The organism is Streptomyces actinomycinicus, from assembly GCF_016741775.1.
GTDB classification, from domain to species: Bacteria; Actinomycetota; Actinomycetes; order Streptomycetales; family Streptomycetaceae; genus Streptomyces; species Streptomyces actinomycinicus.
Map to the genome: position 1 here is coordinate 529,074 of NZ_JAERRK010000003.1, position 26,163 is coordinate 555,236.

The 26,163-nt window shown below is 72.6% G+C and carries 22 protein-coding genes and 2 pseudogenes; 14 read left to right on the top strand and 10 right to left on the bottom strand.

Translation table 11 applies throughout. The features are described from left to right. Positions 1-91 precede the first annotated feature (91 nt). The 5 genes and pseudogenes from JK359_RS09310 to JK359_RS09330 all read right to left on the bottom strand — a co-directional run. Positions 92-979: pseudogene (locus tag JK359_RS09310) on the bottom strand (DMT family transporter); the annotation flags it as partial. Between the two features lie 130 nt (positions 980-1,109). Beyond that, positions 1,110-1,838, bottom strand: a complete 729-nt coding sequence (locus JK359_RS09315) for a 2OG-Fe dioxygenase family protein (RefSeq protein ID WP_201833827.1) — start codon at positions 1,836-1,838, stop codon at positions 1,110-1,112. A gap of 33 nt (positions 1,839-1,871) precedes the next feature. Beyond that, a complete protein-coding gene (locus JK359_RS09320; RefSeq protein WP_201833829.1) occupies positions 1,872-3,113 on the bottom strand; it encodes an argininosuccinate synthase-related protein in 1,242 nt (413 codons plus the stop codon). 219 nt (positions 3,114-3,332) lie between these two features. Next, positions 3,333-4,892 (bottom strand): RICIN domain-containing protein, encoded by a 1,560-nt coding sequence (locus tag JK359_RS09325; protein WP_201833831.1) that lies wholly within the window; start codon positions 4,890-4,892, stop codon positions 3,333-3,335. A 212-nt stretch (positions 4,893-5,104) separates the two neighbouring features. Next, complete coding sequence (locus JK359_RS09330; protein WP_201833832.1) at positions 5,105-6,001, bottom strand: RNA polymerase sigma factor SigF; 897 nt, start codon at positions 5,999-6,001, stop codon at positions 5,105-5,107. Positions 6,002-6,247: 246 nt separating this feature from the next. Here JK359_RS09330 and JK359_RS09335 point away from each other — a divergent pair, with 246 nt between their 5' ends. From JK359_RS09335 to JK359_RS09360, 6 genes are all read left to right on the top strand, one after another. Beyond that, positions 6,248-6,625: an STAS domain-containing protein gene (locus JK359_RS09335; RefSeq protein ID WP_201833834.1), complete on the top strand. Its 378-nt coding sequence runs from the start codon at positions 6,248-6,250 to the stop codon at positions 6,623-6,625. Positions 6,626-6,949: 324 nt separating this feature from the next. After that, positions 6,950-7,528: an ATP-binding protein gene (locus JK359_RS09340; RefSeq protein ID WP_201833836.1), complete on the top strand. Its 579-nt coding sequence runs from the start codon at positions 6,950-6,952 to the stop codon at positions 7,526-7,528. Positions 7,529-7,928: 400 nt separating this feature from the next. Further along, positions 7,929-8,675, top strand: a complete 747-nt coding sequence (locus JK359_RS09345; protein ID WP_201833838.1) for an LPXTG cell wall anchor domain-containing protein — start codon at positions 7,929-7,931, stop codon at positions 8,673-8,675. A gap of 37 nt (positions 8,676-8,712) precedes the next feature. After that, complete coding sequence (locus JK359_RS40345; protein WP_201833840.1) at positions 8,713-10,038, top strand: COG1470 family protein; 1,326 nt, start codon at positions 8,713-8,715, stop codon at positions 10,036-10,038. 8 nt (positions 10,039-10,046) lie between these two features. Continuing rightward, positions 10,047-11,159 carry a hypothetical protein gene (locus JK359_RS09355; RefSeq protein WP_372445376.1) on the top strand — a complete coding sequence of 371 codons (1,113 nt, stop codon included), beginning with the start codon at positions 10,047-10,049 and terminating at the stop codon, positions 11,157-11,159. A gap of 2 nt (positions 11,160-11,161) precedes the next feature. Next, a complete protein-coding gene (locus JK359_RS09360; RefSeq protein ID WP_201833844.1) occupies positions 11,162-12,460 on the top strand; it encodes a hypothetical protein in 1,299 nt (432 codons plus the stop codon). 288 nt (positions 12,461-12,748) lie between these two features. Here JK359_RS09360 and JK359_RS09365 read toward each other — a convergent pair whose 3' ends face one another. Then, positions 12,749-14,287 (bottom strand): peptide MFS transporter, encoded by a 1,539-nt coding sequence (locus JK359_RS09365; protein ID WP_201833846.1) that lies wholly within the window; start codon positions 14,285-14,287, stop codon positions 12,749-12,751. Between the two features lie 490 nt (positions 14,288-14,777). Here JK359_RS09365 and JK359_RS09370 point away from each other — a divergent pair, with 490 nt between their 5' ends. Together JK359_RS09370 and JK359_RS09375 are read left to right on the top strand one after the other, a co-directional pair. Next, the gene (locus JK359_RS09370) at positions 14,778-15,455 is read left to right on the top strand and encodes a response regulator transcription factor (RefSeq protein ID WP_030653180.1); all 678 of its coding nucleotides are present in this window, start codon (positions 14,778-14,780) and stop codon (positions 15,453-15,455) included. A 35-nt stretch (positions 15,456-15,490) separates the two neighbouring features. Beyond that, positions 15,491-16,762 (top strand): sensor histidine kinase, encoded by a 1,272-nt coding sequence (locus JK359_RS09375; RefSeq protein ID WP_201833848.1) that lies wholly within the window; start codon positions 15,491-15,493, stop codon positions 16,760-16,762. A 143-nt stretch (positions 16,763-16,905) separates the two neighbouring features. Here JK359_RS09375 and JK359_RS09380 read toward each other — a convergent pair whose 3' ends face one another. Continuing rightward, positions 16,906-17,427, bottom strand: coding sequence for a GtrA family protein (locus JK359_RS09380; RefSeq protein ID WP_201833850.1), 522 nt, complete (start codon positions 17,425-17,427; stop codon positions 16,906-16,908). A gap of 183 nt (positions 17,428-17,610) precedes the next feature. Here JK359_RS09380 and JK359_RS09385 point away from each other — a divergent pair, with 183 nt between their 5' ends. The 5 genes from JK359_RS09385 to JK359_RS09405 all read left to right on the top strand — a co-directional run bounded on the left by JK359_RS09385 (position 17,611) and on the right by JK359_RS09405 (position 22,340). Continuing rightward, positions 17,611-18,750, top strand: coding sequence for a 5-(carboxyamino)imidazole ribonucleotide synthase (locus tag JK359_RS09385; protein WP_201833852.1), 1,140 nt, complete (start codon positions 17,611-17,613; stop codon positions 18,748-18,750). Continuing rightward, positions 18,747-19,271: a 5-(carboxyamino)imidazole ribonucleotide mutase gene (purE, locus tag JK359_RS09390; RefSeq protein ID WP_201833854.1), complete on the top strand. Its 525-nt coding sequence runs from the start codon at positions 18,747-18,749 to the stop codon at positions 19,269-19,271. The genes JK359_RS09385 and purE overlap by 4 nt, the downstream gene beginning before the upstream one ends. 5 nt (positions 19,272-19,276) lie before the next feature. Next, positions 19,277-20,455, top strand: a complete 1,179-nt coding sequence (locus tag JK359_RS09395; protein WP_372445377.1) for a dipeptidase — start codon at positions 19,277-19,279, stop codon at positions 20,453-20,455. A 272-nt stretch (positions 20,456-20,727) separates the two neighbouring features. Beyond that, complete coding sequence (locus tag JK359_RS09400; protein WP_201833858.1) at positions 20,728-21,087, top strand: MerR family transcriptional regulator; 360 nt, start codon at positions 20,728-20,730, stop codon at positions 21,085-21,087. 128 nt (positions 21,088-21,215) lie between these two features. Then, positions 21,216-22,340 carry a dipeptidase gene (locus JK359_RS09405; RefSeq protein WP_201833860.1) on the top strand — a complete coding sequence of 375 codons (1,125 nt, stop codon included), beginning with the start codon at positions 21,216-21,218 and terminating at the stop codon, positions 22,338-22,340. Between the two features lie 146 nt (positions 22,341-22,486). Here the strand turns inward: JK359_RS09405 and JK359_RS09410 are convergent, their stop codons facing one another. The 3 genes and pseudogenes from JK359_RS09410 to JK359_RS09415 form a co-directional block, all read right to left on the bottom strand. Continuing rightward, entirely contained in the window at positions 22,487-22,879 is a 393-nt protein-coding gene (locus JK359_RS09410; protein WP_201833862.1) for a VOC family protein, read from the bottom strand. 26 nt (positions 22,880-22,905) lie between these two features. After that, positions 22,906-22,992 (bottom strand): annotated as a pseudogene (locus JK359_RS38855) (VOC family protein); the annotation flags it as partial. 289 nt (positions 22,993-23,281) lie between these two features. Further along, positions 23,282-24,625, bottom strand: coding sequence for a UDP-glucose dehydrogenase family protein (locus JK359_RS09415; RefSeq protein WP_201833864.1), 1,344 nt, complete (start codon positions 24,623-24,625; stop codon positions 23,282-23,284). 192 nt (positions 24,626-24,817) lie between these two features. On the opposite strand from JK359_RS09415, the gene JK359_RS09420 reads away from it, so the two are divergent. Beyond that, positions 24,818-25,975, top strand: coding sequence for an acyl-CoA dehydrogenase family protein (locus JK359_RS09420; RefSeq protein WP_201833866.1), 1,158 nt, complete (start codon positions 24,818-24,820; stop codon positions 25,973-25,975). Positions 25,976-26,163: the final 188 nt, after the last annotated feature.

Genomic DNA, 26,163 nt, shown 5'->3' on the forward strand with positions numbered 1-26,163 from the left:
CGGTGTCCCCGGAGCCGGCGGTGCCCTCGGCCGGAGCCGTGTGCCGGTCCCGGTCCGCGTGCCGGTCCCGGTCCGTGTCCCGGCCCCGGTCCGCCACCGTCCGTCCCCACGCCGTGCCCGCGAGCACCAGGACCGCGCCGAGCAGCCCGAGCACCCCCGGGCGGTCGCCGCCCACGGCGATGCCGACGGCCGCGGCCCACACCGGCTCGGTGCCGAGCAGCAGGCTGACCCGGGACGGGGAGGTACGGCGGACCGCCCACATCTGCACGAAGAACGCGAACAGCGTGCAGAACGCGGACAGGTACACCAGCCCCAGCCAGTCCCCGGCGCCGAAGCCGGCCGCGGCCGACCAGGGCGAGGCGCCGGTGCCCGGCAGCGCCACCAGAACGGCGAACACCAGCACCGCGCCGCCCAGTTGCACGGTGGTCAGCGACAGCGCGTCCGCCCCGCGCACCGACTCCATGCGGGACATGGCGAGGACGTGCACGGTACGGGCCACGGCGGCGCCGAGCATCAGCAGGTCGCCGCCGGTCGGGGCGGTGAACCCGGCGCCCTGGGTCAGCAGGGCCACGCCCAGCACCGACAGTCCGGCCGCCGCCATGAAGGACCCGGGCAGCCGGGTGCCGCGCACCCTGCTCTCGGCGAGCGGGGTGAACACCATCGTGAGGCTGATGATCAGCCCCGCGTTCGTCGCCGAGGTGTGCACCACCCCGTACGTCTCCAGCAGGAAGATCCCGGCGAGGATCAGCCCCAGCAGTCCGGCGCCGCGCAGCTGCACGGCGCTCAGCGCACGCAGCCGCCGCCACCCCGCGGCTATCAGCACCGGCAGCGCCACGGCGAACCGCAGCACCAGCACGGCCAGCACGGTCCGTTCCGTGGTGACGCCCTTGGCGGCCAGGTAACTGGAGCCCCAGACCACCGCGACCAGCAGAACGGGAAGATCGGTCAGCCGGCCGCTGCGGGCCGCGGTGACAGTCATGGACACTCCTCGGGGGTGCACGGAAGCAGGCGTACGGAAGCGGACGCGCAGAAGGAGACGTACGCGCGGAGGGACCCGTACGCACGGGGAGACGGACGGAAGGCGGGCAGGACGAGCCGACGGCCGGTGGTCAGGCCGCCGTGTACGCGATCACCAGGACGTCACGGTGCGCGGGCAGTGCGGGGTCCACCGGGCGCACCGGGGTCACCGAGTGCAGCGTGCGGCGGTCGTCGCCCAGCAGCAGGTCACCGGGCTCGGACAGCGTAGTCGTCAGCAGGTGGCCGCCCGCGTCGGTGTACACCCCGCTCTCGCCGCCGCTGACGTTGGTGCGGCCGATCAGCAGCGAGGTGATGAAGGTGACCCCGTCGCGGTGCCGGCCCTCGGGAGCCGGCTGGCCCTCCTGGTCGGCGGAGGCATGGATGCGGTACGGGTGCAGCTTGACGTTCCACCGCGGGGTGCCGTCGACCTCGCTGAAGATCCGGCCGAGCGCGACGAGCACCGCGCGCAGCAGCGGGTCGTTCACGAACGACTCCGTCAGCGGTTCGAAGACCCGCTCCACGCCGCCGTTGAGCGGGTTGACCTCGGTCTCCTGCCGGTACGGCGCGTGCGGCAGCAGGGTCGCCTCCCCGGCGGCCGGGTCCAGGTCGAACTGGCCGTAGCGGCGGTAGCGGTACGTGCCCCCGTCCGCCATGCAGGTGTCCAGCGTCAGCTCGTCCCAGTGCGCGGCGAACCGTGCCCAGTCGGCGGCACCGACGCCGAGCAGCGAGGACAGCGCGGCCGACGGCAGCAGGTGCCCGCCGGGGCCGGACAGGGCGGTGACGGCGTCGACGGCGGCCGGGTGGGCGAGTGCGGTGGTCATGGGTGGCTCCGTGGGTCTCGTGGGTGGTCGGGGTCAGGCGGCGGCGGGCAGCAGGGCGGGGACGGTGGACGGTGTGAACGGCGCCGACTCGGCGGCGATGGCCCGCTCCTCCCAGTCCTCCCGGTCCCGCAGGTACAGCGGCCGGACGGCGGTGATGGCGCGGGTGTCGGCGCCACCCGTGCGCAGCCGCCAGGCGACGGTGCCGCTGGTCCGCGCCGCGCAGTTGTCGACGAACGACTGGACCGCCAGCCGCAGTTCGCCGAACCACCGGCCCTCCAGCGCCTCGCGCACCCAGATCTGCTCCAGGTGCCGCTTCTCGCGGACGAGTTCGGCGTCGAGGCAGGCGCTCTCGATGTGCCGGTAGGTGCGCAGCAGGAGCCAGGCGGCCGGCATCTCGCGGATCTCCAGGACCTTCTCGCCGTGGTCCAGGTGCTCCAGGCCCGAGTAGCGGCCCAGTCCGTACGCACCGACGCGCCGGTTGAGCCGGTCGATCAGCTCGGTGAGCGGCATCCGGGTGCCGTCCAGCGCGACCGGGCGGCCGTTCTCGACGGTGACCGTCAGCAGGTCCTCCGCACCGGGCGCGGCGGTGGGCCGGCTCCAGCTGTACATCTCCTCGGGCACCTCGTGCCGTTCGGGGTCGTCGAGGATCCCCGACTCGAACTCCCGGCACCACAGGTTGGAGTCGCCGCTCACGATCCGTCCGGCGAGCAGGTCGACACCGGCGGCGCGCAGGGCGGCCAGCTTGTCGTCGCGGGTCACGGGGTCGAGGTCGTACGGGCTGCCGTACGCCCCCTCGTAATCGAGCAGCGCCAGCGCTCCGTTGAGCCGGCGCAGGGTGTTCTGCGAGCGGTTGGCGGTGTGCAGGACGGCCTGCGCGCCGAGCGAGCGGGCCAGCCGTACGGCCGACTCGGCGATGAGCGGGCGGCTGAGCGTGGAGCTGACGGGGTGGATGCCCAGGTACTCGGCCTGGGCGGCGATGGCCGGCGCGACGAAGCGGTCGGCGAACTCCTCGCGGCGGTCGAGGAGATGGATCCGTGCGCCGAGCGCCTCGGCCACCTGGCGTTTGTAGGGGCCCGACTCGTCCTCGCCGATGTCCACGCTCACGGCGTGCACCTCCCGCAGGCCCATGCGGCGCAGCCGGAGCAGCAGGTACGAGCTGTCCAGCCCGCCGCTGAACAGCGTCACGACCGGGCGGTCGGGGTCCAGGTTCGCGAGCTGGGCGAAGGAACGGACGAGCGGGGACGGTGCGGTCTTCGCAGCCTCTGTTGTGGTCACGGGCAGCAGACTTCTCGTCCGGCACCGCCCCGGACAATGCTTTCCCGCCGTCCGAGCCCGGCCATGACCGGACCCGGACGCCCCCGTGCCCGCCGCCCCCGGACCCGGACGCCCCCGTGCCCGCCGTCCCTGCGCCCGCCGCCCCCGGACCCGGACGCCCCCGCGCCCGCCGTCTGCGCGCCCGCCACCGCGCGCCCCGCTGCCGGCCGCCCGGTCAGATCAGGCGGCTCCCGCCCGCCACCGCTGGTCCTGATCGTCGTCCAGCGGCCGCAGGGACACCCCGTAGCGGCCGTCCGGGGTCACCGCCGTCTCGATGGCGATGTGCGGGCGGATCGTGCCGTCGGGATCCACGTCGAAACGGAGGTTCTCGCCGTTGCGGCTGTACACCGCGTCGCACTCCCAGATGCCCACCCCACGCTCCACCGACCCGCGGCTGTCCAGGCAGAAGTCGTCGTCGGCCGCCGAGCGCAGCACGCCGAGGTAGGTGTCGACGCGCCAGCGCTGGGTGGCGGAGGAGGAACAGGGGGCGGTGACGACATCGTTGCCCTGGTACAGGTCGCCGTCGCGGATGTCCAGGCAGCGGCCCGTGGCGAGGTTCACCACCTGCGCGAAGGAGGTGCCCGGGGGGACGGGCGGCGGGGGAGCGGGCTTCGCGGTGGGCCGGCGGGACGGGCGCGGCGACGGGCTCGCAGGACGGTGCGACGTCGCCGAGGGCGAGGGCGAGGGGGGCGTGGACGTCCGTGACGGGGACGGCGAGGCGGAGTGCGAGGGCGCGACGGAGACCGTGGCCGTCACCGTCACCGCGGGGGGCGCGGGGGTGGCCGCCGCCGGCTGCCGGTCGTCGCCGTGCCCCGGCAGGAGCAGGAACACCAGCAGCGGCGTGAGGGCCACGCCCAGGGCCGCCGAGCCCAGCACCAGCCGGCGCCCGGACGGCGGGCCGGCCTTCTCCGCCGCGCTCGCCGGCAGGAAGGGCCGGGCGGGCGGCTCCTCCTGGCGCAGGTACGCCGTGCCCTGCCAGGGCAGCAGCCCCTCGGCCAGGGTCTGCCGCGGCGCGTCCCGCAGCGCCCGCAGATCCTCGAAGGCGGCCGTGCAGTGCGGGCAGCGAGTCATGTGGGCGTCCAGGTCGGTGCTGTAGCGCGGGCCGTCCGGCCGTACCGCTTCCTCGATCAGCCGCCGGAAGTCGGCGCAGCGCGGGTCGTCGGAGGCGGCCAGCCGGCTGCCCAGGCAGGCCTGGGCCAGTGCCTTCAGGGCCTGCGGGGTGCCGTAGGCGACGTCCGCGCGGCTCAGGCCGAGGAAGGCGGCGGTCCGTTCGACGGGTTCCTCGTCGAGGACGCCGTACCAGAGCAGCCCCTGGGTGCGGGACGGCAGCGACTGGAACGCGGGGAGCATGGGCGGGGTCGGGCCCTCGGGCAGGCCGGCCGCGTTCAGCACCAGCAGCAGGCCCGGGTCGACGCCCGCGGAGCGCCCGTCGAGCGACCAGTCGGCCGCCAGCCGCGCGGTGAGCAGCAGCAGCCGGTGCCGCAGCGGGACGGCGGGGTCGATGCCGCGGGCGGTCTCGCGGGCGGCCGCGGTGATCGCCTCCGCCGCCAGCCGGCGGGCCACGGGCTCGCTCGCCGCGCACAGCCGGGCGTAGGCGAGGACCGCGGGGTGGTGCCGGCGGCGCAGTTCCTGCAGCGCCGGATACGCCTTCGACGTGGACAGGCGCAGCAGTTCGGTCAACCGTGCGTCCGGCTCGTCCTCATGGTCCCCGGCCGTCCCGGACCGGTCCCCCTGAGCCATGTGACATCCTCCGTCCCCGGCAACCGGTCGGCATACCAGCCGGTACGGGGGCTCATAGTGGAGGAGAGGGTGGGCCGGGGAAAGGTGTTTCCGCCGGTAACAGGATAACGGTTGGGGTGTCGGGTACCCACCAGTCGGAGTGGCAGGTCCCCGGATGCGGCGAAGCGGCCCGAGCCATGGGCCGGGCCGCTCACCGCAAGTACGGGCGGAGGTCACTCCTCCAGGGTCAGCCCCTTGCGCAGCCGCACCAGCGTGCGCGAGAGCAGCCGGGACACGTGCATCTGGGAGATGCCCAGTTCCTCGCCGATCTCCGACTGGGTCATGTTGGCCACGAACCGCAGTGAAAGGATCTTCCGGTCCCGCGGCGGGAGTTCGGCGATCAGGGGCTTGAGCGACTCGATGTACTCGATGCCCTCGAGCCCGTGGTCCTCGTACCCGATGCGGTCCGCGAGGGCGCCCTCGGTCTCGTCCTCCTCCGGCTGGGCGTCCAGCGAGGAGGCGGTGTAGGCGTTCGAGGCGGCCATGCCCTCGACGACCTCGTCCTTCGAGATGCCGAGCCGCTCGGCGAGTTCCGCGACCGTGGGGGCGCGGTCCAGCTTCTGGGCCAGCTCGTCCCCGGCCTTCGCGAGGTCCAGGCGCAGCTCCTGCAGCCGGCGCGGGACGCGCACGGACCACGAGGTGTCACGGAAGAAGCGCTTGATCTCGCCGATGATCGTCGGCATCGCGAAGGTGGGGAACTCGACGCCGCGGGTCAGTTCGAAGCGGTCGATCGCCTTGATCAGGCCGATCGTGCCGACCTGGATGATGTCCTCCATCGGCTCGCTGCGGGAGCGGAAGCGGGAGGCGGCGAACTTGACGAGCGCGAGGTTCAGCTCGACGAGGGTGTTGCGGACGTACGAGTACTCGTGCGTCCCTTCCTCCAGCGACTCCAGGCGCTCGAAGAGGGTCTTGGACAGAGCCCGCGCGTCTACCGGGCCGATCTCGTCGTACGGGGGGATCTCCGGGAGTCCCTCGAACAGGTCGAGGGCGTCGATGGGATGATCCAGTTTTTCCGGTGGGGGTGTCGACGTCGCGATCGGGGTATGCGATGCGTCGAGCCGGGGTGACATGGGTGTCCTCCATCGTTCTCGGCATATGGCTGCCGAAGCCAGTACGTGCACAGCGGTGTGCGGCGCCTCCGAAGCCGGCGTGTAGGGATGTGTGTCCTACTAGCCCTACCCGCTGTACCGACGGAGTGGCAAGTGCGTTATGTGCCGCTATGTCCGTTTGTGTGCGGTTGTTCGGGTGTCGGAGTGCGCAAGGAAGGCGTAATGTTCGAGGGCATCAGGCAGCCACGACCTCGGGAGAGAGACGGCATGGACCACGGGACGGTCGGCAGCGCACAGTCGGGCCGGCTTCTGGTGGAGGTGCGGGAAGAGGGCTCCAGCGCCGTTGTGACACCCGCGGGTGAGCTGGACCACCACACCGCCGATCTACTGCGCGAGCCCCTCGACGACCTGCTCGCCAAGGGCTTCTCGCGGCTCGTGGTGGACTGTTCGCGCCTGGAGTTCTGCGACTCCACGGGGCTGAACGTCCTGCTCGGGGCCCGGCTCAAGGCGGAGGCCGCCGGTGGCGGGGTCCATCTGGCCGGAATGCAGCCGGTGGTGGCCCGTGTGTTCGAGATCACGGGGGCCGAGGCGGTCTTCACCATCCACGACTCCGTGGAGGCGGCCCTGGCCGAAGGTGCCGACTGACCATCGCCCTGGCCCTGCCCCGCCCGGCGCCCCCGCCCTCGGTTGCGGACGTTGCATCCGTCACGCCGAACACGGGGGTGTTCCGCCGGATCGGTCGGGCAGGAGGGCAGAAGAAGCAGGAGGCGACCTGCCGGCCGCCCGGCCTCCCGGGACCGGTGGACCTCCTGGACGGGACGCATCCCCGGCGGACGGGCGGGCACGGGACCCCGCACGGACGACGGCGGACGACGGCCGGACGGCACAGCGGCCGGCCGGCGTCGGCGGCCCGACCGTCCGACCGACCTTTTGAATCGTGAACTGGTGAATCGGTGAGGTGAAGCGCTGATGAGCACCACCCGGCCTTACTCGCCGGGCGACCGCGGCCCGGAGCCGAGCGGCGCTTCCGGGGCGTCCGGAGGGGGTGCGCCGGCTCCCGGCGCAGCCGCGGGGGCAGCCGTGCCGTCCGTGCCGTCCGTGCCGTCCGGCCCGCCCGAGGGAACCCGGCAGGCCCGGGGCCGGCAGGTACGCAGACTCCGCCTGGAAGGCGAGAGCGGGGTCGTCCCGCTGGCCCGTGACTTCACCCGCCAGGCGCTGTACGCATGGGGCTGGCTGCCCGCCGCCTCCGCCGACCAGCGGGCGGCGGCCGAGGACGTGCTGCTCGTCGTCTCCGAACTGGTCACCAACGCCTGCCTGCACGCCGAGGGCCCCGACGAACTGATCCTCGCCTGCGACAACAAGGTGATCCGGCTCGAGGTCTCCGACCGGGGCGCCGGCCAGCCGGCCCCGCGCACCCCGCACCGCGCCGGCCGCCCCGGCGGACACGGCATGTTCATCGTGCAGCGGCTCTGCCTGGACTGGGGCGTCGTCCGCGCCACCGGCACCCCGGGCAAGACGGTCTGGGCGGAACTGGGCGCACCGGCGTAACCCGCCGGGCCCCGCCGCGCGACGGTCCGCCTTGCCACGCCGCAGGGCCGTTCGTCTTTCCTGTGCCGGCAGGGCTGTTCGTCCCTCCTGTGTCGGCAGGGCCGTTCGTCCCTCCTGTGCCGGCAGGGCCGTTCGTCCCTCCTGTGTCGGCAGGGCCCGCTCGTCCCTCCTGTGCCGGTACGGCCTTCCGTCTCCCCGTGCCCGTACGGCCCGTCCGGCGGAGCCTCCCGAGCCCCCGTCTCCACTCCGGCCCCCCGTCGCACGCGCCGGATCGACACAACTCCGGCGTGTGACGCGTCTTCCTTCCTCACGACCCCGGGCGTACCTTGACGGCCGAATCTGATGTGCCGTCAGGAAACTCCCCGATACCGAAGCCGTGAACGAATGGGGTGGACCGACCGTGTCGTACCCGAAACGAACCGCCGCGCTCGCGTCCGCCGCGGCCCTGGCCGGCTCGGCGGTGCTGCTGACCGCGCCGGCGGCCCACGCAGAGGTCGTCGACGTCAACTACCGCTGTCAGACACCGATCGGCGTCAAGAGCGCCGTTTCGCCCATCGACATCAAGGGCGTCAAGAGCGGCAGCGGCTACAAGATCACCATGTCGTGGCAGAAGGGCGTCTCCTCCAGCCCGGTCGAGCTGGGCAAGGGGGCGATGAGCCCGAGCGCCACCATCAGGCTGGGCGGTGCCGACAGCGGCACGCTCGCGGTCAGCGGTCCCGCGAACGCCGCCGCGATCCCCGCCAACACCCCCATCAAGATCAGCGACTTGAGCGGCACCTACACGCCGGGGAAGGCCGGCAAGGTGACCTTCACACCGGGCACGCTCACCATCAAGGCGCTCGGTACGACGACGACCTGCTCGCCGACCAACAGCCCCAAGCCGTCCCTGACTCTGGACGTGACGGCGGCCGGCGGTTCGTCCACCGGCGGTTCCTCGTCGTCGGGCGGCTCGTCGTCCTCGGGGTCCTCGGGCGGCTCGTCGTCGTCCTCGGGGTCCTCGGGCGGTTCCACCTCCGGCGGGCAGCTTCCGCAGACCGGCCCCGAGGACTCCGCCGTGGCCCTCGGCACGCTCGGCGGCACGGTGCTCCTCGCCGGTGCGGCGGGTGTCCTGTGGCTGACCCGGCGCGGCCAGACCGTGCGCCGCTGACCGAACCGCCGTCCGGCCACCACCGCTGGAGCCGCCCATGCCGCCCGCCGCATCCGCACCCGTCCCCGGACCGAGCCCACGTCTCCCGCTCGCACCGCTCGCAGCGGTCACCCTGCTCCTGCCGCTCCTGCTGCTGACCGCCGCCCCCGCGGCCGCCGCACACCCGGTCACCCAGCCCGCCGCCCACCCCTCCGCCCACGTCTCCGCCCACGTCTCCGCACAGCCCGCCGTCCGCCTTGCCGGCCAGTCCGGCGTCCGCCTTGCTGGTCAGTCCGGCGTCCGCCTCGCTGGTCAGCCCGCCGTTCGCTTCGCCGGACAGTTTTCCGCCCGCCCCTCCACCCACCCCGCCGGACAGCCCTCGGCCCGCACGACCTCCGCGGGCTCCGCCGGCTGGGCTCTCGCGCCCGTGGGTGGCGGGCGCCCCGCGTTCTACGCCGAGGGCGCACCCGGGGCGGTGCTGCAGGACACGGTGTCCGTCACCAACCGGGGCCGGAGCCCTCTCGCGGTCCGCCTGCACGGCACCGGCGTGCAGGCCACCCTCGCCCGCACCGCCCTCACCGTCCCCGCCCGCACCCGGGCCGAGGTGCCGTTCACGGTGACCGTGCCGCGGGGAACCCCGCCCGGCGACCGCTCCGGTGCGATCGTCGCGCGGGACGCACACGGCCGTACCGCCTCCGTGCCGGTCCGGCTGCGCGTGCGCGGTCCGGCACTGGCCGCGCTGACCGTCGAACACCTCGCCGTGCACGCCGACCGGATCACGTACGAGCTGGTCAACCGCGGTACGACGGTGCTCGTGCCGAGGCTCGCGGTGCGTGCCGACGGGCTCTTCGGGCGGGTCCTGGACCGCGGCCCGCGCACCTTGCCGGTCCGGCTGCCGCCGGGCGCCCGGCGCACCCTCAGCGAGCCGTGGTCCGACCGGCCGGTCCTGGACGAGGTGCGGATACGGCTGACGGTGACGGCGGCCGGCGGCGCGCACGACACCGCGGCCACCTCCGCCGCGTACGTGCCATGGGGAGCCCTGGCAGCGGCGACCGCAGCGGCGGCGGGCACGGCCACCCTTCTCCGCCGGCGCCACACCCGCCGGACAACGCCCGCATCCGCCCCGGCCACCCGCGCGCCGGTCCTGGTCGAGTCGAGGGGAGCGGCGGTGGGCATGGACACCTTTCTCCGCCGGCGCCGCACCCGCCGGACAACGCCCGCATCCGCCCCGGCCACCCGCGCGCCGGTCCTGGTCGAGTCGAGGGGAGCGGCGGTGGGCATGGCCACCTTTCTCCGCCGGCGCCATACCCGCCGGACAACGCCCGCATCCGCCGCGGGCACCCGCGCGCCGGTCCTGGTCGAGTCGACGGGAGCGGGGGCGTGAGGCGGGGTGTGTTGGCGGTGGCCGTCGTGTTGTTGGCGGTTCTTGCCGGGCCGGCCGGGGCGGTCGACGGGCCGGTCGTGAAGCTGTCGGTGTCCGAGGCCGGCACCGGAGGGTCCGTCACGGTCAGCGGCACCGGCTGGCGGCCCCGCACGCTGCTCATGATGCTGGTGTGCGGGCGGGCCACCCCGGCCCGCGGTGTCATCGGCGGCACCAACTCCTGTGCCAACGGCGACGGGCGGGCGGTGACCACCGACTCGGGCGGCGCCTTCAGCCGCGCGCTGCCGGTCGCCGAACCGCCCGTGCCCTGTCCCTGCGTGGTGCACGTCGCCACCGTCACCGGTGCCCGGGCCGAGGCGGACGCCGCCCTGAAGGTCGCCGGGCATCCCGTGTCCCCGTTGCCCGCCGAGCGCTCCGCCGGCCGTCTCGCGGTGCTCTCCGACACCCGGCTCACGGGCTCGGGCGGTCTGCTGACCTGGTTCGGGGCGCCACCCAGCCGCACGCTCGTCCTCACCGTCGGCAACACCGGCACGAGCCCGATCGAGAACCCGGTGTTCCAGGTGGGCACCGCGCACGGCGTCTTCGCCCCCCAGTGGGACGAGCAGCAGTGGCACGGCACCCTCGCGCCCGGCAAGAAGGCGCAGATCAAACTGCCGGTCGAACTGTCGGCGGGAGCCCATGGGGAGTACACCGTGACGCTGAAGCACGCCGGCCGGGTGCTCGCCGAGCAGCCCTGGGGCGTGGGCCGCCCGTGGGGCGTGACGCTGTTCTGGATCCTGCTCTGCCTGGTCGTCCCGTCCGCCCTGTTCCGCACCGGCATGGCGGTGGTGGACCGGGTCCGGCCCCGCCGGCCCGCCGCGGCGGCCCACCGGCGGCTGCCCCGGCCGGTGTTGCGGCTGCCCCGGCCGGTGCTGCGCCTGGCCCGGCCCGTGCTGCGCCTGCCCCTGCCGCGCTCCCGCACCGCCGGGCCCCCGGCCCCCGCGGCCGGCCCGGCCACCACGACTCCGACCCTGCCGTGGTTCAGCCCGGACTCCGCTCCGGACGCCTCGGCCGGCCGGTCCTCCGCACCGCACGACGACAGCCCGACGAGTCCTACGACTCCCACCACGAAGGGACCCACGTGAGCATGCGAAGGAGAGGCACAGCGGCCGGGGGACGCAGACTGGCGGCCGCGGGGGCCGCGCTGGTGCTGAGCGGTGCGGGCGTTGTGCTGGGCCTGGCCGCGGCACCCGCGCAGGCGGCCGAGGTGTCGTACGCCACCCACTGCGTGCCGCCCGCGGGCATCGACCCCGTCGACGGCACCACCAAGGTGGAGATCACCGCGCCGGCCACGGCGAAGGTCGGCGACACCGTGGACATCGTCTGGAAGTTCGTCCAGGCCGCCTCGAAGAACCCGGACATCATCGACCTGCCCGCGAACTCGGTCCAGCCCTCCGGCGTGCTGAGGGCGGCCGGCGCGCAGACCGCCGACGTCGCGTTGCGGGGCCCGCGGGAGAACCCCGCGATCCCCAAGGGCGGGGCCATGGTGCTGTCCGACATGAAGGGCAGCCTGAAGCTGACGACGGCCGGCGAGGTGACGCTCACACCGGACGCGTACACCGTCAACGCGATGTCGACCGACACCAAGTGCACGCCCAAGGAGACCGTGCAGAAGGCGGCCACGATCCAGGTGACGGCCGGCGGCGGCACGTCCACGCCCACGCCCACTCCCACCCCGACCCGTACGGCGACCCCGACGCACACGGCGACCCCCACCGCGACCGGCGGCACCGGCCAGACCGACTTCACCGGCAAGGAGGTGCAGATCCCGTACGCCTGCAAGACCCCGATCGGCGACAAGAACGCCACCTCGCCGGTGCAGATCAACGCGAGGAAGACCGGCGGGAGTTACGGCCTGACCGTGCAGTTCAAGAAGTCCGTGATGGACAGCCCCGCCGAGATCCCCAAGGACTCCGTGAAGCCGTCCATGGAGGTGGCGCTGGGCGGCGCCGACAAGGGCACCGTGCACGTGGAGGGTCCGGCGAACGCGAGCCCCGTCAAGGCAGGCGACCCGATCGAGATCCCCGACCTCACCGGTACCTACAAGCCCGGTGCGAGCGGCTCCTCGACGCTGTCCCCGGGCGTGCTGACGGTCAAGGCGCTCGGCACGACCACGACCTGCACGCCGGTGAAGACGGAGGTCTCGCTCACCCTGGACACCACGGAGCAGCCCGGCGGCGCGGCGGGCGGCACCTCGACCTCCGGCGGTTCGGCGTCCGGCGGTTCGGCGTCCGGGACCTCCGGTACCACCGGTGACGACGGTGGCCTCGCCGAGACCGGCGCGAGCGGCCACGGAGCGCTGAAGGCCCTGGGCCTGGTGGCGGGCACGGCGATCCTGCTGGGCGGCGCGGTGTTCACGTTCCTGCCGGGACGCAGGACGCGGTAGCCGGCCCACGCGCGCGGGGGCGGCGGTCTCCGGTGCCGTCTCGCACACATCGGACCCCCGCCCCCGGCGGGGCACCTCGCCCCCGGCGGGGCACCTCGCCCCCGGCGAGTCACCCCGCCCCCGGCGAGCCCCGCCGCACACGACGAGAGGGCCGCCGCACCCGTGTGGGTGCGGCGGCCCTCTTCCGGCCGAGGCTGAGGCCGAGCGCCCGGCTGAGGCCGAACGACCGGCGGACGTCGGGCAATCAGCGGACGCCGAGCGACCAGCGGACGTCGGACGTTTAAGCGATTAGTGGACGTCGCCCATCAGCGACTTGACCTTCCGGCGGTACATCCACACCGCGAATCCGGCGAGGGCCGCGAGCAGCGCCTCACCGAAGACGGCGCCCTTGCCACCGAGGTCGACACCGGCGACGGCCGGGTTGGACAGCAGGCTGGTGACGGAGTCGCCCGCGGTGACCGCGAGGAACCACACGCCCATCATCTGGCTGGCGTACTTGGCCGGGGCCATCTTCGTCGTCACCGACAGGCCGACCGGCGACAGGCACAGCTCACCGACGGTCTGGATGAAGTAGATGCCGACCAGCCACATCGGGCTGACCGCGGTGCCGTTCGCCGCCATGGCCAGCGGGACCAGGAAGAAGAAGAACGACACACCGATCAGGACCAGGCCCATCGAGAACTTCACGATGGTGCTGGGCTCCTTGCCCTTGCGGTTCAGCCACACCCAGACCCAGGCGAAGACCGGCGCCAGCGCCATGATGAACAGCGGGTTCAGCGACTGGTACCAGGAGGTCGGGAAGTCGAAGCCGAGCATCGTGTGGGCGGCCTTGCCCTCACCGAACGCCTGGACCGTGGACGCGCCCTGGTCGTAGATCATCCAGAACACGGCGGCCGCGACGAAGAACCAGATGTAGCCGGTCATCTTCGACTGCTCGGTGTCCGACAGGTCCTTGTCCCGCTTGATGCGCAGCAGCACGCCCGCCGGGATGACCAGACCGATGACGGTCAGCGGGATCATCGCCCAGTTCAGGGTGAAGTGGCCGGTGGCACCGACGACACCGTAGAAGACGGTGGCGATGATCAGCCAGGTCAGGCCCTTGCGCAGCCAGGAGGTGCGCTCCTCGGCCGTCAGCGGCTTGGGGACGACGTCGCTCTTCGGGTTCAGGTGGCGGGTGCCGAGCAGGAACGCGGCGAGGCCGATCGCCATGCCGACCGCGGCCATGCCGAAGCCGAGGTGCCAGTTGACCTTCTGGCCGACGGTGCCGATGGCCAGCGGGGCGAAGAAGGCACCCGCGTTGATGCCCATGTAGAAGATCGTGAAGCCACCGTCACGGCGCGGGTCGTCCGGACCGTCGTACAGGTGGCCGACCATCGTGGAGATGTTGGCCTTCAGCAGACCCGAACCGGCCGCGACCAGCGCGAGACCGGCGAAGAACGGCGCCTGGCCGCCGGGCAGCGCCAGCACGACGTGACCGGACATGATCGTGACGGCCGCGATGGCCACCGTCTTGCGCGGGCCCCAGACACGGTCGCCGAGCCAGCCGCCGGGCATGGCGAGCAGGTACACCATCGCCGAGTAGACGGAGACGATCACCGTGGTGGTGGCCACGTCCATGGCCAGGCCGCCGCCCATGCTGTGCTTGCCGGCGTCAGGGCCACCGGAGAGCAGGTAGACGGTGAGCAGGGCCTTCATGCCGTAGTAGGAGAACCGCTCCCACATCTCCGTCATGAAGAGGGTGGCCAGTCCGCGGGGGTGGCCGAAGAAGGACTTCTCGGAACCGGGGGTGCCCGGGCGGACCGAGGCCTTCGTCAGGCTGGACGCCATGGTCGTTCCTTGCTGGTCGGGACGCGCGGTTGGAGCGTCGCGCGCCCGGTGGGGGTGCGGCCGGCACCGGCAAGGTCGGTCGTCCACCCCACGCCCAGGGGGAGTCCGCTCCGGATCGCGGAGCGGTGGACGGCGACCACCGGGATCCACGCCCAGGACGCGTCACTGCGTCCGGAGCCCGGCCAGAGGTCATTCCTTTCAAGGCTGATCTTGGTCAGCCCGCACACAAAAGAGACCTTCAGCGTCCACTGCCCGCCAAAGGTCCCCGGTGTACTACAGGCGTTCAGGTCACCATACGGCAGGACACTGCCGGATATGGAAGGACTTGAGACGGGGATCACAGGTGTCGCGGGAACCGCGCAACGGGATTCGAAGGTCCCCCCTACGATCGCATCCCCAGGTCAATGGTTCGTACCAGCAGGGGCGAAGGTAAGAATCCGCGCAACCGATCACACCCCGGCACCGCGCACGGGCGGACTACCATCACCTCATGACCCGTGTACTGCTCGCCGAGGACGACGCGTCCATCTCGGAGCCGCTGGCCCGCGCCCTGCGCCGCGAAGGTTACGAGGTCGAGGTGCGCGAGGACGGACCCGCCGCGCTCGACGCCGGAATGCAGGGCGGCGTCGATCTGGTCGTGCTGGACCTGGGCCTGCCCGGCATGGACGGCCTGGAGGTCGCCCGCCGGCTGCGTGCCGACGGCCACACCGTGCCGATCCTCATCCTGACCGCGCGGGCCGACGAGGTGGACACCGTCGTCGGTCTGGACGCGGGCGCCGACGACTACGTCACCAAGCCCTTCCGGCTCGCCGAACTGCTCGCCCGGGTCCGGGCCCTGCTCCGGCGCGGCGCCGCGGAGCCGCAGCAGCCGCCGGCCACCCACGGGGTGCGGATCGACGTCGAGTCGCACCGGGCCTGGATGGGCGACGAGGAACTCCAGCTCACGGCCAAGGAGTTCGACCTGCTGCGGGTGCTGGTGCGGGACGCCGGCCGTGTGGTGACCCGGGACCAGCTGATGCGCGAGGTCTGGGACACCACATGGTGGTCGTCGACCAAGACCCTCGACATGCACATCTCCTGGCTCCGCAAGAAGCTGGGCGACGACGCGGCGAACCCCCGGTACATCGCGACGGTACGCGGCGTGGGCTTCCGCTTCGAGAAGAGCTGAGTCCGGCTCCCGGCACGCACCTCAGGTAACAACCCATGCGCCGACGTCTCATCCAGTCCACCCTCGCCGTCGTCCTCGTGGTGATCGCCGTCTTCGGCGTCTCCCTGGTGATCGTCGAGTCACGGACGATCAGCAACAGCGCCCAGGAACGGGTGGATTCCGAGGCGGTGCGGCTGGCCAGCATCGTGGACAGCCGGATCATCGCCGCCGAGAACGTCAACGCGGACGTGCTGCGCAACCCGGTCAGCAAGGATCAGTACGCGGTGATCCGCATGCCCGGCCGCGCCCCCATCGAGATCGGCTCCAAGCCGGAGGGCGACGTCATCCACGCCACCCAGAGGGGCGAGGAGGGTGAGACCGTCACCGTGCAGGAGCCCCGCTCCGCGGTGACCCGCGAGGTCGGCCGCACCCTGCTGATCATCGGCCTGGTGGCCCTGCTCGCCGTGGTCGCCGCCGTGCTGCTCGCCGTACGGCAGGCCAACCGCCTGGCCTCCCCGCTGACCGACCTCGCGGAGACCGCGGAGCGGCTCGGCTCAGGCGACCCGCGCCCGCGGCACAAGCGGTACGGCGTACCCGAGCTGGACCGGGTCGCCGACGTGCTGGACTCCTCGGCCGAGCGGATCGGCCGCATGCTGACCGCCGAGCGGCGCCTCGCGGCCGACGCCTCCCACCAGCTGCGCACGCCGCTGACCGCGCTGTCCATGCGGCTGGAGGAGATCACCCTCACCGACGACCCGGACACGGTGAAGGAGGAGGCGACCATCGCGCTGACGCAGGTCGAGCGGCTGACGGACGTCGTGCAGCGGCTGCTGACCAACTCCCGCGACCCGCGCACCGGCTCCGCCGTCACCTTCGACCTCGACGAGGTCATCCAGCAGCAGCTCGCCGAGTGGCGGCCCGCCTACCGCAACGTCGGCCGGGCGATCGTCAGCTCCGGCAAACGGCACCTGACGGCCGTGGGCACGCCGGGCGCGGTCGCCCAGGTGCTGGCCGCGCTGATCGAGAACTCGCTCATGCACGGCGGCGGCACCGTCGCCCTGCGCACCCGGGTCACCGGCAACCAGGCCGTGATCGAGGTCACCGACGAGGGCGCCGGGGTGCCGGCCGACCTCGGTGCGCGGATCTTCGAGCGCACGATCAGCGGACGGAACTCCACGGGCATCGGCCTGGCCGTCGCCCGTGACCTCGCGGAGGCCGACGGCGGCCGGCTGGAACTGCTCCAGGCCCAGCCCCCGGTCTTCGGCCTGTTCCTCTCGCGCACGGCCCCGGCCCGCAAGTCGGACGAGAGCCGGCCGACGGTCCGCTGAGCGCCCGGCCCGGCCCGGTTCCGACCGACCGGCCGCCCGGTGCGGGACCGGCGGGAAGGGGACTGGCGGGGTGGGACCGGCAGGGGCAGAACCGGTGGGGCCGGGACGGGCAGGGTCAGGACCGGTGGGCCGGAACCGGCAGGTCAGGGCACGCGCTGCTTCGGCGCCGGCTGCTTGCGCTCCGGCTGCTTCCGCTCCGGCTTCTTCGCCTCGGCCGCGAGGATCGACTCCGCCTCCCGGGCGGGCAGCGCCCGGAACACCCAGCTGCGGTACGACCAGAACCGGAACAGGGTCGCGACGCCGATGCCGACGAACTTGAAGACGTTGCTCTGCAGCGGGCTGTCCCAGCCGAAGCCGTAGGTCGCCAGGTACAGCACACCGTTCTCGATCACCAGACCGACCGCGCTGAACAGCAGGAACAGCGTGAGTTCCTTGGTGCGCCCGCTCTTGTCGCGGTCCCGGTACGTCCAGTAACGGAAGCCGACGTAGTTGAAGACGATGGCCACGACGGTCGCGATGATGCTGGCGCGCACCACCGGCAGGTCGGAGACGTGCCGGACCAGGTTGAACACGCCGAGATTGACGAGGACGCCCGCGCCGCCGACGGCTCCGAATTTGGCCACCTCGCGAACGAGCCGTTGCAGCCCCGAGGAACGAGGTTCCATGGCTGTGCAGCTCCCGTCGGTAGGTTTCCGTCAACCCCGCCATGCTAGCCGCGCCGGGCCGCCGCTGCCTGTGGACCTGGCCACGGCCGGGAAACGGGTCGGAAAGAGCCGGGAAAGCGCTGGGTAAGAGAGTGCGAGAGGGCGGCGATCCGGCCGCCCCGGCGTGGCCGATACGCTAGGGGTGTGACGTTCCCGGTAGTCGGCATGGTCGGCGGGGGGCAGCTCGCGCGTATGACGCACGAAGCGGGCATCCCGTTGGGCATCAGGTTCAAGCTCCTCAGTGACACCCCTCAGGATTCCGCGGCGCAGGTCGTGAGCGATGTCGTCATCGGCGACTATCGCGATCTGGACACGCTGCGTGAATTCGCGCGCGGTTGCGATGTGATCACCTTCGATCACGAACATGTACCCACCGAGCACCTCAGGGCTCTGGAAGCGGACGGCATCCCCGTCCGTCCCGGGCCCGACGCCCTGGTGCACGCCCAGGACAAGGGCGTGATGCGGGCGAAGCTCGACGCGATCGGCATCCCGTGCCCGCGGCACCGGATCGTCGCCGATCCGCAGGACGTCGCCGCGTTCGCGGCCGAGGGCGAGGGCTTCCCGGTCGTCCTCAAGACCGTCCGCGGCGGCTACGACGGCAAGGGCGTCTGGGTCGTCGAATCCGTCGAGGAGGCCGCCGAGCCGTTCAGGGCGGGCGTCCCGGTCCTCGCCGAGGAGAAGGTCGACTACGTCCGCGAGCTGGCGGCCAACGTCGTACGCTCCCCGCACGGCCAGGCCGTCGCCTACCCGGTGGTCGAGTCCCAGCAGGTCGGCGGCGTCTGCGACACCGTGATAGCCCCCGCGCCCGGACTCTCCGAGGACCTGGCCCTGCACGCCGAGCAGATGGCCCTGACCATCGCCAAGGAACTGGGCGTCGTCGGCCACCTCGCCGTGGAGCTGTTCCAGACCCGCGACGGCCGCGTCCTCGTCAACGAGCTGGCGATGCGCCCGCACAACTCCGGCCACTGGACCATGGACGGCGCGATCACCTCGCAGTTCGCCAACCACGTCCGCGCGGTCCTGGACCTGCCCCTGGGCGACCCGCGCCCGCGCGCCAGGTGGACCGTCATGGTGAACGTCCTCGGCGGCGACTACCCGGACATGTACTCCGCCTACTTGCACTGCATGGCCCGCGACCCCAAGCTCAAGATCCACATGTATGGCAAGGACGTCAAGCCCGGCCGCAAGGTCGGACACGTCAACACCTACGGCGACGACCTGGACGACGTGCTGGAGCGCGCCCGTCACGCAGCCGGCTACCTGAGAGGCACGATCACCGAATGAGCCCTGTTGTTGGCATCGTCATGGGGTCGGACTCCGACTGGCCCGTCATGGAGGCCGCCGCCAAGGCCCTGGACGAGTTCGAGATCCCCTACGAGGTCGACGTCGTCTCCGCGCACCGCATGCCGCGCGAGATGATCACGTACGGGGAGCAGGCCGCCGACCGCGGCCTGAAGGTGATCATCGCCGGTGCGGGCGGCGCCGCCCACCTGCCCGGCATGCTCGCCTCCGTCACCCCGCTGCCCGTCATCGGCGTGCCCGTGCCGCTGAAGTACCTCGACGGCATGGACTCCCTGCTGTCGATCGTGCAGATGCCGGCCGGCGTCCCGGTCGCCACGGTCTCCGTCGCCGGCGCCCGCAACGCAGGTCTCCTCGCGGCCCGGATGCTCGCCGCGCACGACGAGGACCTGTCGCACCGGATGCGCGACTTCCTGCAGGACCTCAACGACCAGGCCACCGAGAAGGGCAAGCGGCTGCGCTCCAAGGTCGAGGGCGCGGGCAGCGGCTTCGGCTTCGGGAAGTGACCGCCGTGGCCGACCTGGACGAAGCACGCGCACTGCTGCGCGAGTTCCCGGTGGTCGACGGGCACAACGACCTGCCCTGGGCGCTGCGCAAGCAGGCCGGCTACGACCTGGACGCGCTGGACATCGCCGGGGACCGGCACGAGCACCTGCACACCGACATCCCGCGCCTGCGCGAGGGCGGCGTGGGCGCCCAGTACTGGTCGGTGTACGTGCCCTGCGAGCAGCCGGATCCGGTCGCGGCCACCCTGGAACAGATCGACTGCGTCCGGCGGCTGCTGACCCGCTACGCCGCGGACCTGGCGCCCGCCCTGACCGCCGCCGGCATGGAGGCGGCCCGCCGGGACGGCCGCATCGCCTCCCTGATGGGCGCCGAGGGCGGCCACTCCATCGCCAACTCCCTCGGCACCCTGCGCGGCCTGCACGCGCTCGGCGTGCGCTACATGACGCTCACCCACAACTCCAACGTGGACTGGGCCGACTCCGCGACCGACGAGCCGAGCACGGGCGGCCTGTCCGCCTTCGGCCGCGAGGTCGTGGCGGAGATGAACCGCCTCGGCATGCTCGTCGACCTCTCGCACGTGGCGGCCACGACGATGCGGGACGCGCTGGACGCCACCTCCGCGCCGGTGATCTTCTCGCACTCCTCCGCGCGGGCGGTGTGCGACCACCCCCGCAACATCCCCGACGACGTCCTGGAGCGGCTGCCCGCCAACGGCGGCGTCGCGATGGTGACGTTCGTGCCGAAGTTCGTGCTCCAGGCGGCGGTGGAGTGGACGGCCGCGGCGGACGAGAACATGCGCGCCCACGGCCTGCACCACCTGGACACCAGCCCCGAGGCCATGAAGATCCACCGGGCCTTCGAGGAGCGCACCCCGCGCCCCGTCGCCACGGTGTCCACGGTCGCGGACCACCTGGACCACATGCGCGAGGCGGCCGGCATCGACCACCTGGGCATAGGCGGCGACTACGACGGCACCGCGTTCACCCCGGACGGCCTGAACGACGTCTCCGGCTACCCCAACCTCCTCGCCGAGCTGCTCGACCGCGGCTGGTCCAGGACCGACCTGGCCAAGCTGACCTGGCAGAACGCGGTACGGGTGCTGGGCGCCGCGGAGGACGTGGCCCGGGACCTCCAGGCCACCCGCGCCCCGTCCCTCGCCACCATCGAGGCACTCGACGGCTGATCAACGGGGGCGGGGTGCCCGGCTCAGCCGTACGCCCCGCCCACGCAGCAGCCCCGCGAACGGCACGGCGCCCCGCCCAGGTGGCAGCCCCGCGAACGGCACGACGCCCGCCCACGTGGCAGCCGTAGTGCGCCCCGCCCACGTACCGGGCACACCGCGGGCCCCACGCCCCCCGGGGCGACGACCGCCGGCGGTGAGGCCGGCGGTCGTCGCCCCGTCATGTCCGTACGGTAGAACGTGACCCCGGTGTCGGATTCAACTCCGGAGGTCGCATGAGAATCGGTGAACTGGCCCGGCGCACCGCCGTCAGCGAGCGCTCCCTGCGCTACTACGAGACGCAAGGGCTGCTGACCAGCGACCGCACCCCCGGCGGACACCGCGACTACCCCGAAGCGGCCGTCGACCGGGTCGTCCGGATCCAGGAACTGTACGCGGCCGGGCTCAACAGCGACCGGATCCGCCAGTTGCTGCCCTGCATGCGGGACCAGGACGGCGGCCCCTCCGCGATCGCCACCCCCCGGCTCGTCGACGTGCTCGCCGCCGAACGCGACCGCATCGACCGCATGATCGCCGATCTCGTGCGTTCCCGGGACACGCTGGACGAGGTGATCCGCACCGCCCGCCGGCCCTGACCGGTGTACCCCGAACGCACCGTTCACCAGGAACCGTCCCCCGCTCCGTGCGAACGTTTTCGGTACGCCAGCCACAGCCCGCCGTAGCTCACGACCGACGTAGCCCACGACGACGTACGGAGCCCGCCATGGCCGACCTCCAGGACCACATCCCCCCGACGACCGAGGTCGGCGAGGACGACGGCCTGCGGGACGGCTCTCCCCCCGTACCGGCGCCGTTCGACCGGGGGTACGAACCCCCGGGCGAACTCCTGGAGCGGGCGCACACCCTCCTCGCCGCCCACCCGGTCGCCGACGGCTACAGCGGCCTGCCCTGGGCCCTGGGCAATCTGCCCTGGTACGACCTGGAGCTGGGCGAGGCCGCCGTCGACACGGACCTGCCCCGGATGCGCCAGGGCCACGTCGGCGCGCTGTTCTGGTCGCTGCACCTGCCCGACAAGGCGCAGGACGGGCGCACGACGGCGGCGACCCTGGAACAGCTCGACACGGCCCGTACGGTCATCGAGAACCACCAGGAGGGGCTGCGTCTGGTGCGCACCTCCGGACAGGTCGTCGACTCCCACAACTGCGGCCGGGTCGCCGTGGTGCTCGGCCCCGCGCACGCCGCCGCCCTCGACGACTCCCTCGGCATCCTGCGCATCCTGCACGCCCTCGGCCTGCGCGTCCTGACCCTCGCGGGCACCACCTGGGCCGGCCTGTCCGGCCTCAGCCGGTTCGGCGAGGAGGTGGTCCGCGAGATGAACCGGCTCGGTGTACTCGCCGACCTCTCCGGAGCCTCGCCGGCCACCGCGGAGCGGACCCTCGTCCTGTCCAGGACGCCGGTGCTCTGCACCCGCTCGGCCGCCCGGGACCTGCGGCCGCACCCGGCCAACCTGCCCGACGACCTGCTCGCCGCGCTGGGCGCGGCCAAGGGCCTGTGCATGGTCCCGCTGACCGCGGAGCAGACCGGCCCGACCGTCCCGGACGTCGCCGACCACCTCGACCACGTCCGGGACGTCGCCGGCCCCGAGTGCGTCGGCCTGTCCGGCACGTACGACTCCGGCGCCGTCCACCCCCGCGAACTCACCGACGCCTCCCGCTATCCCCACCTGATCGCCGAACTGCTCCGGCGCGGCTGGTCCGAGACCGAGCTGTCCCTGCTGACCTGGGGCAACGTGCAGCGCGTACTGCGCAGCGCGGACTTCATGGCCAGGGCCGCACAGCAGCGCCGGGAGGCCTCGACGGCACGCATCACCGACCTGGACGCGCCCTAGCCCGACGCCCGGCCACCTGGCAGCCCGGCAGCCCGGCTGCGACGGCACGCTGGCCACCCGGCCACCCGGCAGCCCGGCTGCGACGGCACGCTGGCAGCCCGGCTTCCCGGCAGCCGGCCGCCTCGCGGGCCGTTCCCCTCCGTGCGTCACGGCTGCTCGATCCGGCACAGGCAGAACGGGTGCCCGGCCGGATCGGCGTACACCTGGAAGTCCTTCTTGTCGCGGTCCTCCAGATCCAGCGGGCGGGCGCCGAGCGCGAGCACCCGCTCGTGCGCCGCGTCGACCTCCGCCCAGGTCCGGCCCGCGTCGAAGTCCAGATGGAACTGCTGGCCGTTGCGGTCCGCGCGCGGCCACTCCGGCGGGGTGTGCCCCGCGGCCCGCTGGAACGCCAGCCGCGGCCCTCCCGGCACCTGCAGGACGACCCAGTCGTCGTCCTCGGCCTGCGGGCTGCCGCCGGCCACCGCCGCGTAGAAGGCGGCCAGCGCCCGCGGGTCGGGACAGTCGAGCACGACGGAACGGAAACGGGCGACGGACGCCATGGTGTCCTCCTCGGAGCGGGTCGGCCGGCACAGAGGCAGAACGGGTGCCCCGCCGGGGCGGCGTAGACACGGAGGAAGCGCGAGCATCCCGGCGCGTCCAGCGGCCGTGCGCCCGGCTCCAGGTGTGCGGGGCCCGCGCCGGGATGCGCCGTTACCGGGCGAAGGGGACGTGACCCGGCCCGCCGTGGTGCACAATGCGGGATGACGCCGGTTCGGCCGACTGAGCCTCGGCCGAACCGGCGTCACCGTTCGCTTCCGCCCGCGTGCCTTCCGCCCGCGTGCCTTCCGCCCGCGTGCCTTCCGCCCACGCGTCTCCCGCCCGCGTGGTCTCCCGCCCGTATGCCTTCCGCCCGCGTTCCTCCTGCGCGGGCGTCTGCTCCTCCGCAGCGGAGCGTGCTCCCCCTAGGCGGTGGGCCGGCCCATCGCCCGGTACGTCCAGCCCGCCCGCCGCCACACCTCCGGGTCGAGGGCGTTACGGCCGTCCAGCACCAGCCGGGCGGCCGCCACCTCGCCGAGCACCGCCGGGTCCAGCTCGCGGAACTCGCGCCACTCGGTGAGGTGCAGCACCGCGTCGGCGCCCCGCACGGCGTCCAGTGCCGAGTCGGCGTAGCCCAGGGTCGGGAAGACCCTGCGGGCGTTGTCCATGCCCTTCGGGTCGTACACGGTCACCTGGCCGCCCTGCAGGTGGATCTGGCCGGCCACGTTCAGTGCGGGCGAGTCACGGACGTCGTCCGAGTCGGGCTTGAAGGTGGCGCCCAGCACCGCTACCCGCTTGCCGAGGAAGGAGCCGCCGCCCAGCGCCTCCCGGGTCATCTCGACCATCTGGCCGCGCCGGCGCATGTTGATGGAGTCGATCTCGCGCAGGAAGGTGAGCGCCTGGTCGGCGCCCAGCTCGCCGGCCCGGGCCATGAACGCCCGGATGTCCTTGGGCAGGCAGCCGCCGCCGAAGCCGATTCCCGCGCGCAGGAACTTGCGGCCGATCCGGTCGTCGTACCCGATGGCCTCCGCGAGCTTCGCCACGTCACCGCCGGCGGCCTCGCACACCTCCGCCATCGCGTTGATGAAGGAGATCTTCGTGGCGAGGAAGGAGTTCGCGGCCGTCTTCACCAGCTCGGCGGTCGGGAAGTCGGTGACCACGAACGGCGTGCCGTCGCCGACCGGGGTCGCGTACACCTCGCGCAGCAGCTTCTCAGCACGCTCGCTGCGCACCCCGACCACGATCCGGTCCGGGCGCAGGGTGTCCTGGACGGCGAAGCCCTCCCGCAGGAACTCCGGGTTCCAGGCCAGCTCGGCGTCCCCGCCGGCCGGGGAGTGCTCGGCGAGGTACGCGGCCAGCCGGTCGGCCGAGCCCACCGGCACGGTCGACTTGCCCACGACAAGGGCCGGACCGCGCAGATGCGGGGCGAGCGAGGCGATCGCGGCATTGACGTACGACATGTCGCACGCGTACTCACCGTGCTTCTGCGGGGTGTTCACACACACGAAGTGCACATCGCCGAAGGCGCCGACCTCGGCGAAGTCCGTGGTGAACCGCAGCCGCCCCGAGGACCCCTCGATGCCGGCCACGTGCCTGCGCAGCAGCTCCTCCAGACCCGGCTCGTACATCGGGGTCTCGCCGCGCTCCAGCATGGCGATCTTCTCCGGCACCACGTCCAGGCCCAGCACCTCGAAGCCCAGCTCGGCCATGGCCGCGGCGTGTGTGGCGCCGAGGTAGCCGGTGCCGATCACGGTGATCTTCAGGCTCATGGGTGTGCTCCAGCTCGGGGTCCGTCGACGGTGCTCGGTCATGCGGAGCCCGAGCATAGTCGGGCCCTTCGCCGGGCAACTTTCCCGCTGTCGCGTACCTCACGTAGGCGTGCTCGGGCCGGGCCTCTAAAATTTGAGTTACTTAACGGTAATTAGCGTCAGTATCACTGCGTCTTTGGAGCGTGAGAGACCGTGGCCGGATCGGCTGACTTCGACCTGTACCGCCCGTCCGAGGAGCACGACATGCTCCGTGACGCCGTCCGCTCCCTGGTCGAGGCGAAGATCGCGCCGCACGCCGCGGCGGTGGACGAGGAGGCCCGCTTCCCGCAGGAGGCCCACGACGCCCTCGTCGCCAACGACCTGCACGCCGTGCACGTCCCCGAGGAGTACGGCGGCGCCGGCGCCGACGCGCTCGCCACGGTCATCGTGATCGAGGAGGTGGCCCGCGCCTGCGTCTCCTCCTCCCTCATCCCGGCCGTGAACAAGCTCGGCTCGCTCCCGGTGATCCTCTCCGGCTCCGAGGAGCTGAAGAAGAAGTACCTGGGCCCGCTCGCCAAGGGCGAGGGGATGTTCTCGTACTGCCTCTCCGAGCCGGAGGCGGGCTCGGACGCGGGCGGCATGAAGACGAAGGCGGTCCGCGACGGCGACCACTGGGTCCTCAACGGCGTCAAGCGCTGGATCACCAACGCCGGCGTCTCCGAGTACTACACGGTCATGGCCGTCACGGACCCGGAGAAGCGCACCAAGGGCATCTCCGCCTTCGTCGTCGAGAAGTCGGACGAGGGTGTGTCCTTCGGCGCTCCGGAGAAGAAGCTCGGCATCAAGGGCTCCCCGACCCGCGAGGTCTACTTCGACAACGTCCGCATCCCCGCCGACCGCATGATCGGCGCCGAGGGCACCGGCTTCATGACGGCCATGAAGACCCTGGACCACACCCGCATCACCATCGCCGCCCAGGCCCTCGGCGTCGCCCAGGGCGCCTTCGACTACGCCAAGGGCTACGTGCAGGAGCGCAAGCAGTTCGGCAAGCCGATCGCCGACTTCCAGGGCATCCAGTTCATGCTCGCCGACATGTCCATGAAGATCTCGGCGGCCCGCGCCCTCACCTACCAGGCCGCCGCCGCCTCCGAGCGCGGCGACGCCGACCTCACCTACCTGGGCGCCGCCGCCAAGTGCTTCGCCTCGGACATCGCGATGGAGGTCACCACCGACGCCGTCCAGCTCCTCGGCGGCTACGGCTACACCCGCGACTACCCGGTCGAGCGCATGATGCGCGACGCCAAGATCACCCAGATTTATGAAGGCACGAACCAAGTTCAGCGGATCGTGATGGCAAGGAACCTTCCCTAGCAGGGTTTTTGCAGGTCAGGAGCTGTTTAGAGGGTCCGCAGGGACACCTTCGGCTTTCTGCCCGTTGCGGCCCGATCAGGGGCGTTCCTGGGCATCATACTGGGGGAATCCTGGGCGGAAGCCGGACTGCAAACAGCCACTGACCTGCACAAACAACACAGCCCCCGGCGCGACGCCGGGGGCTGTCG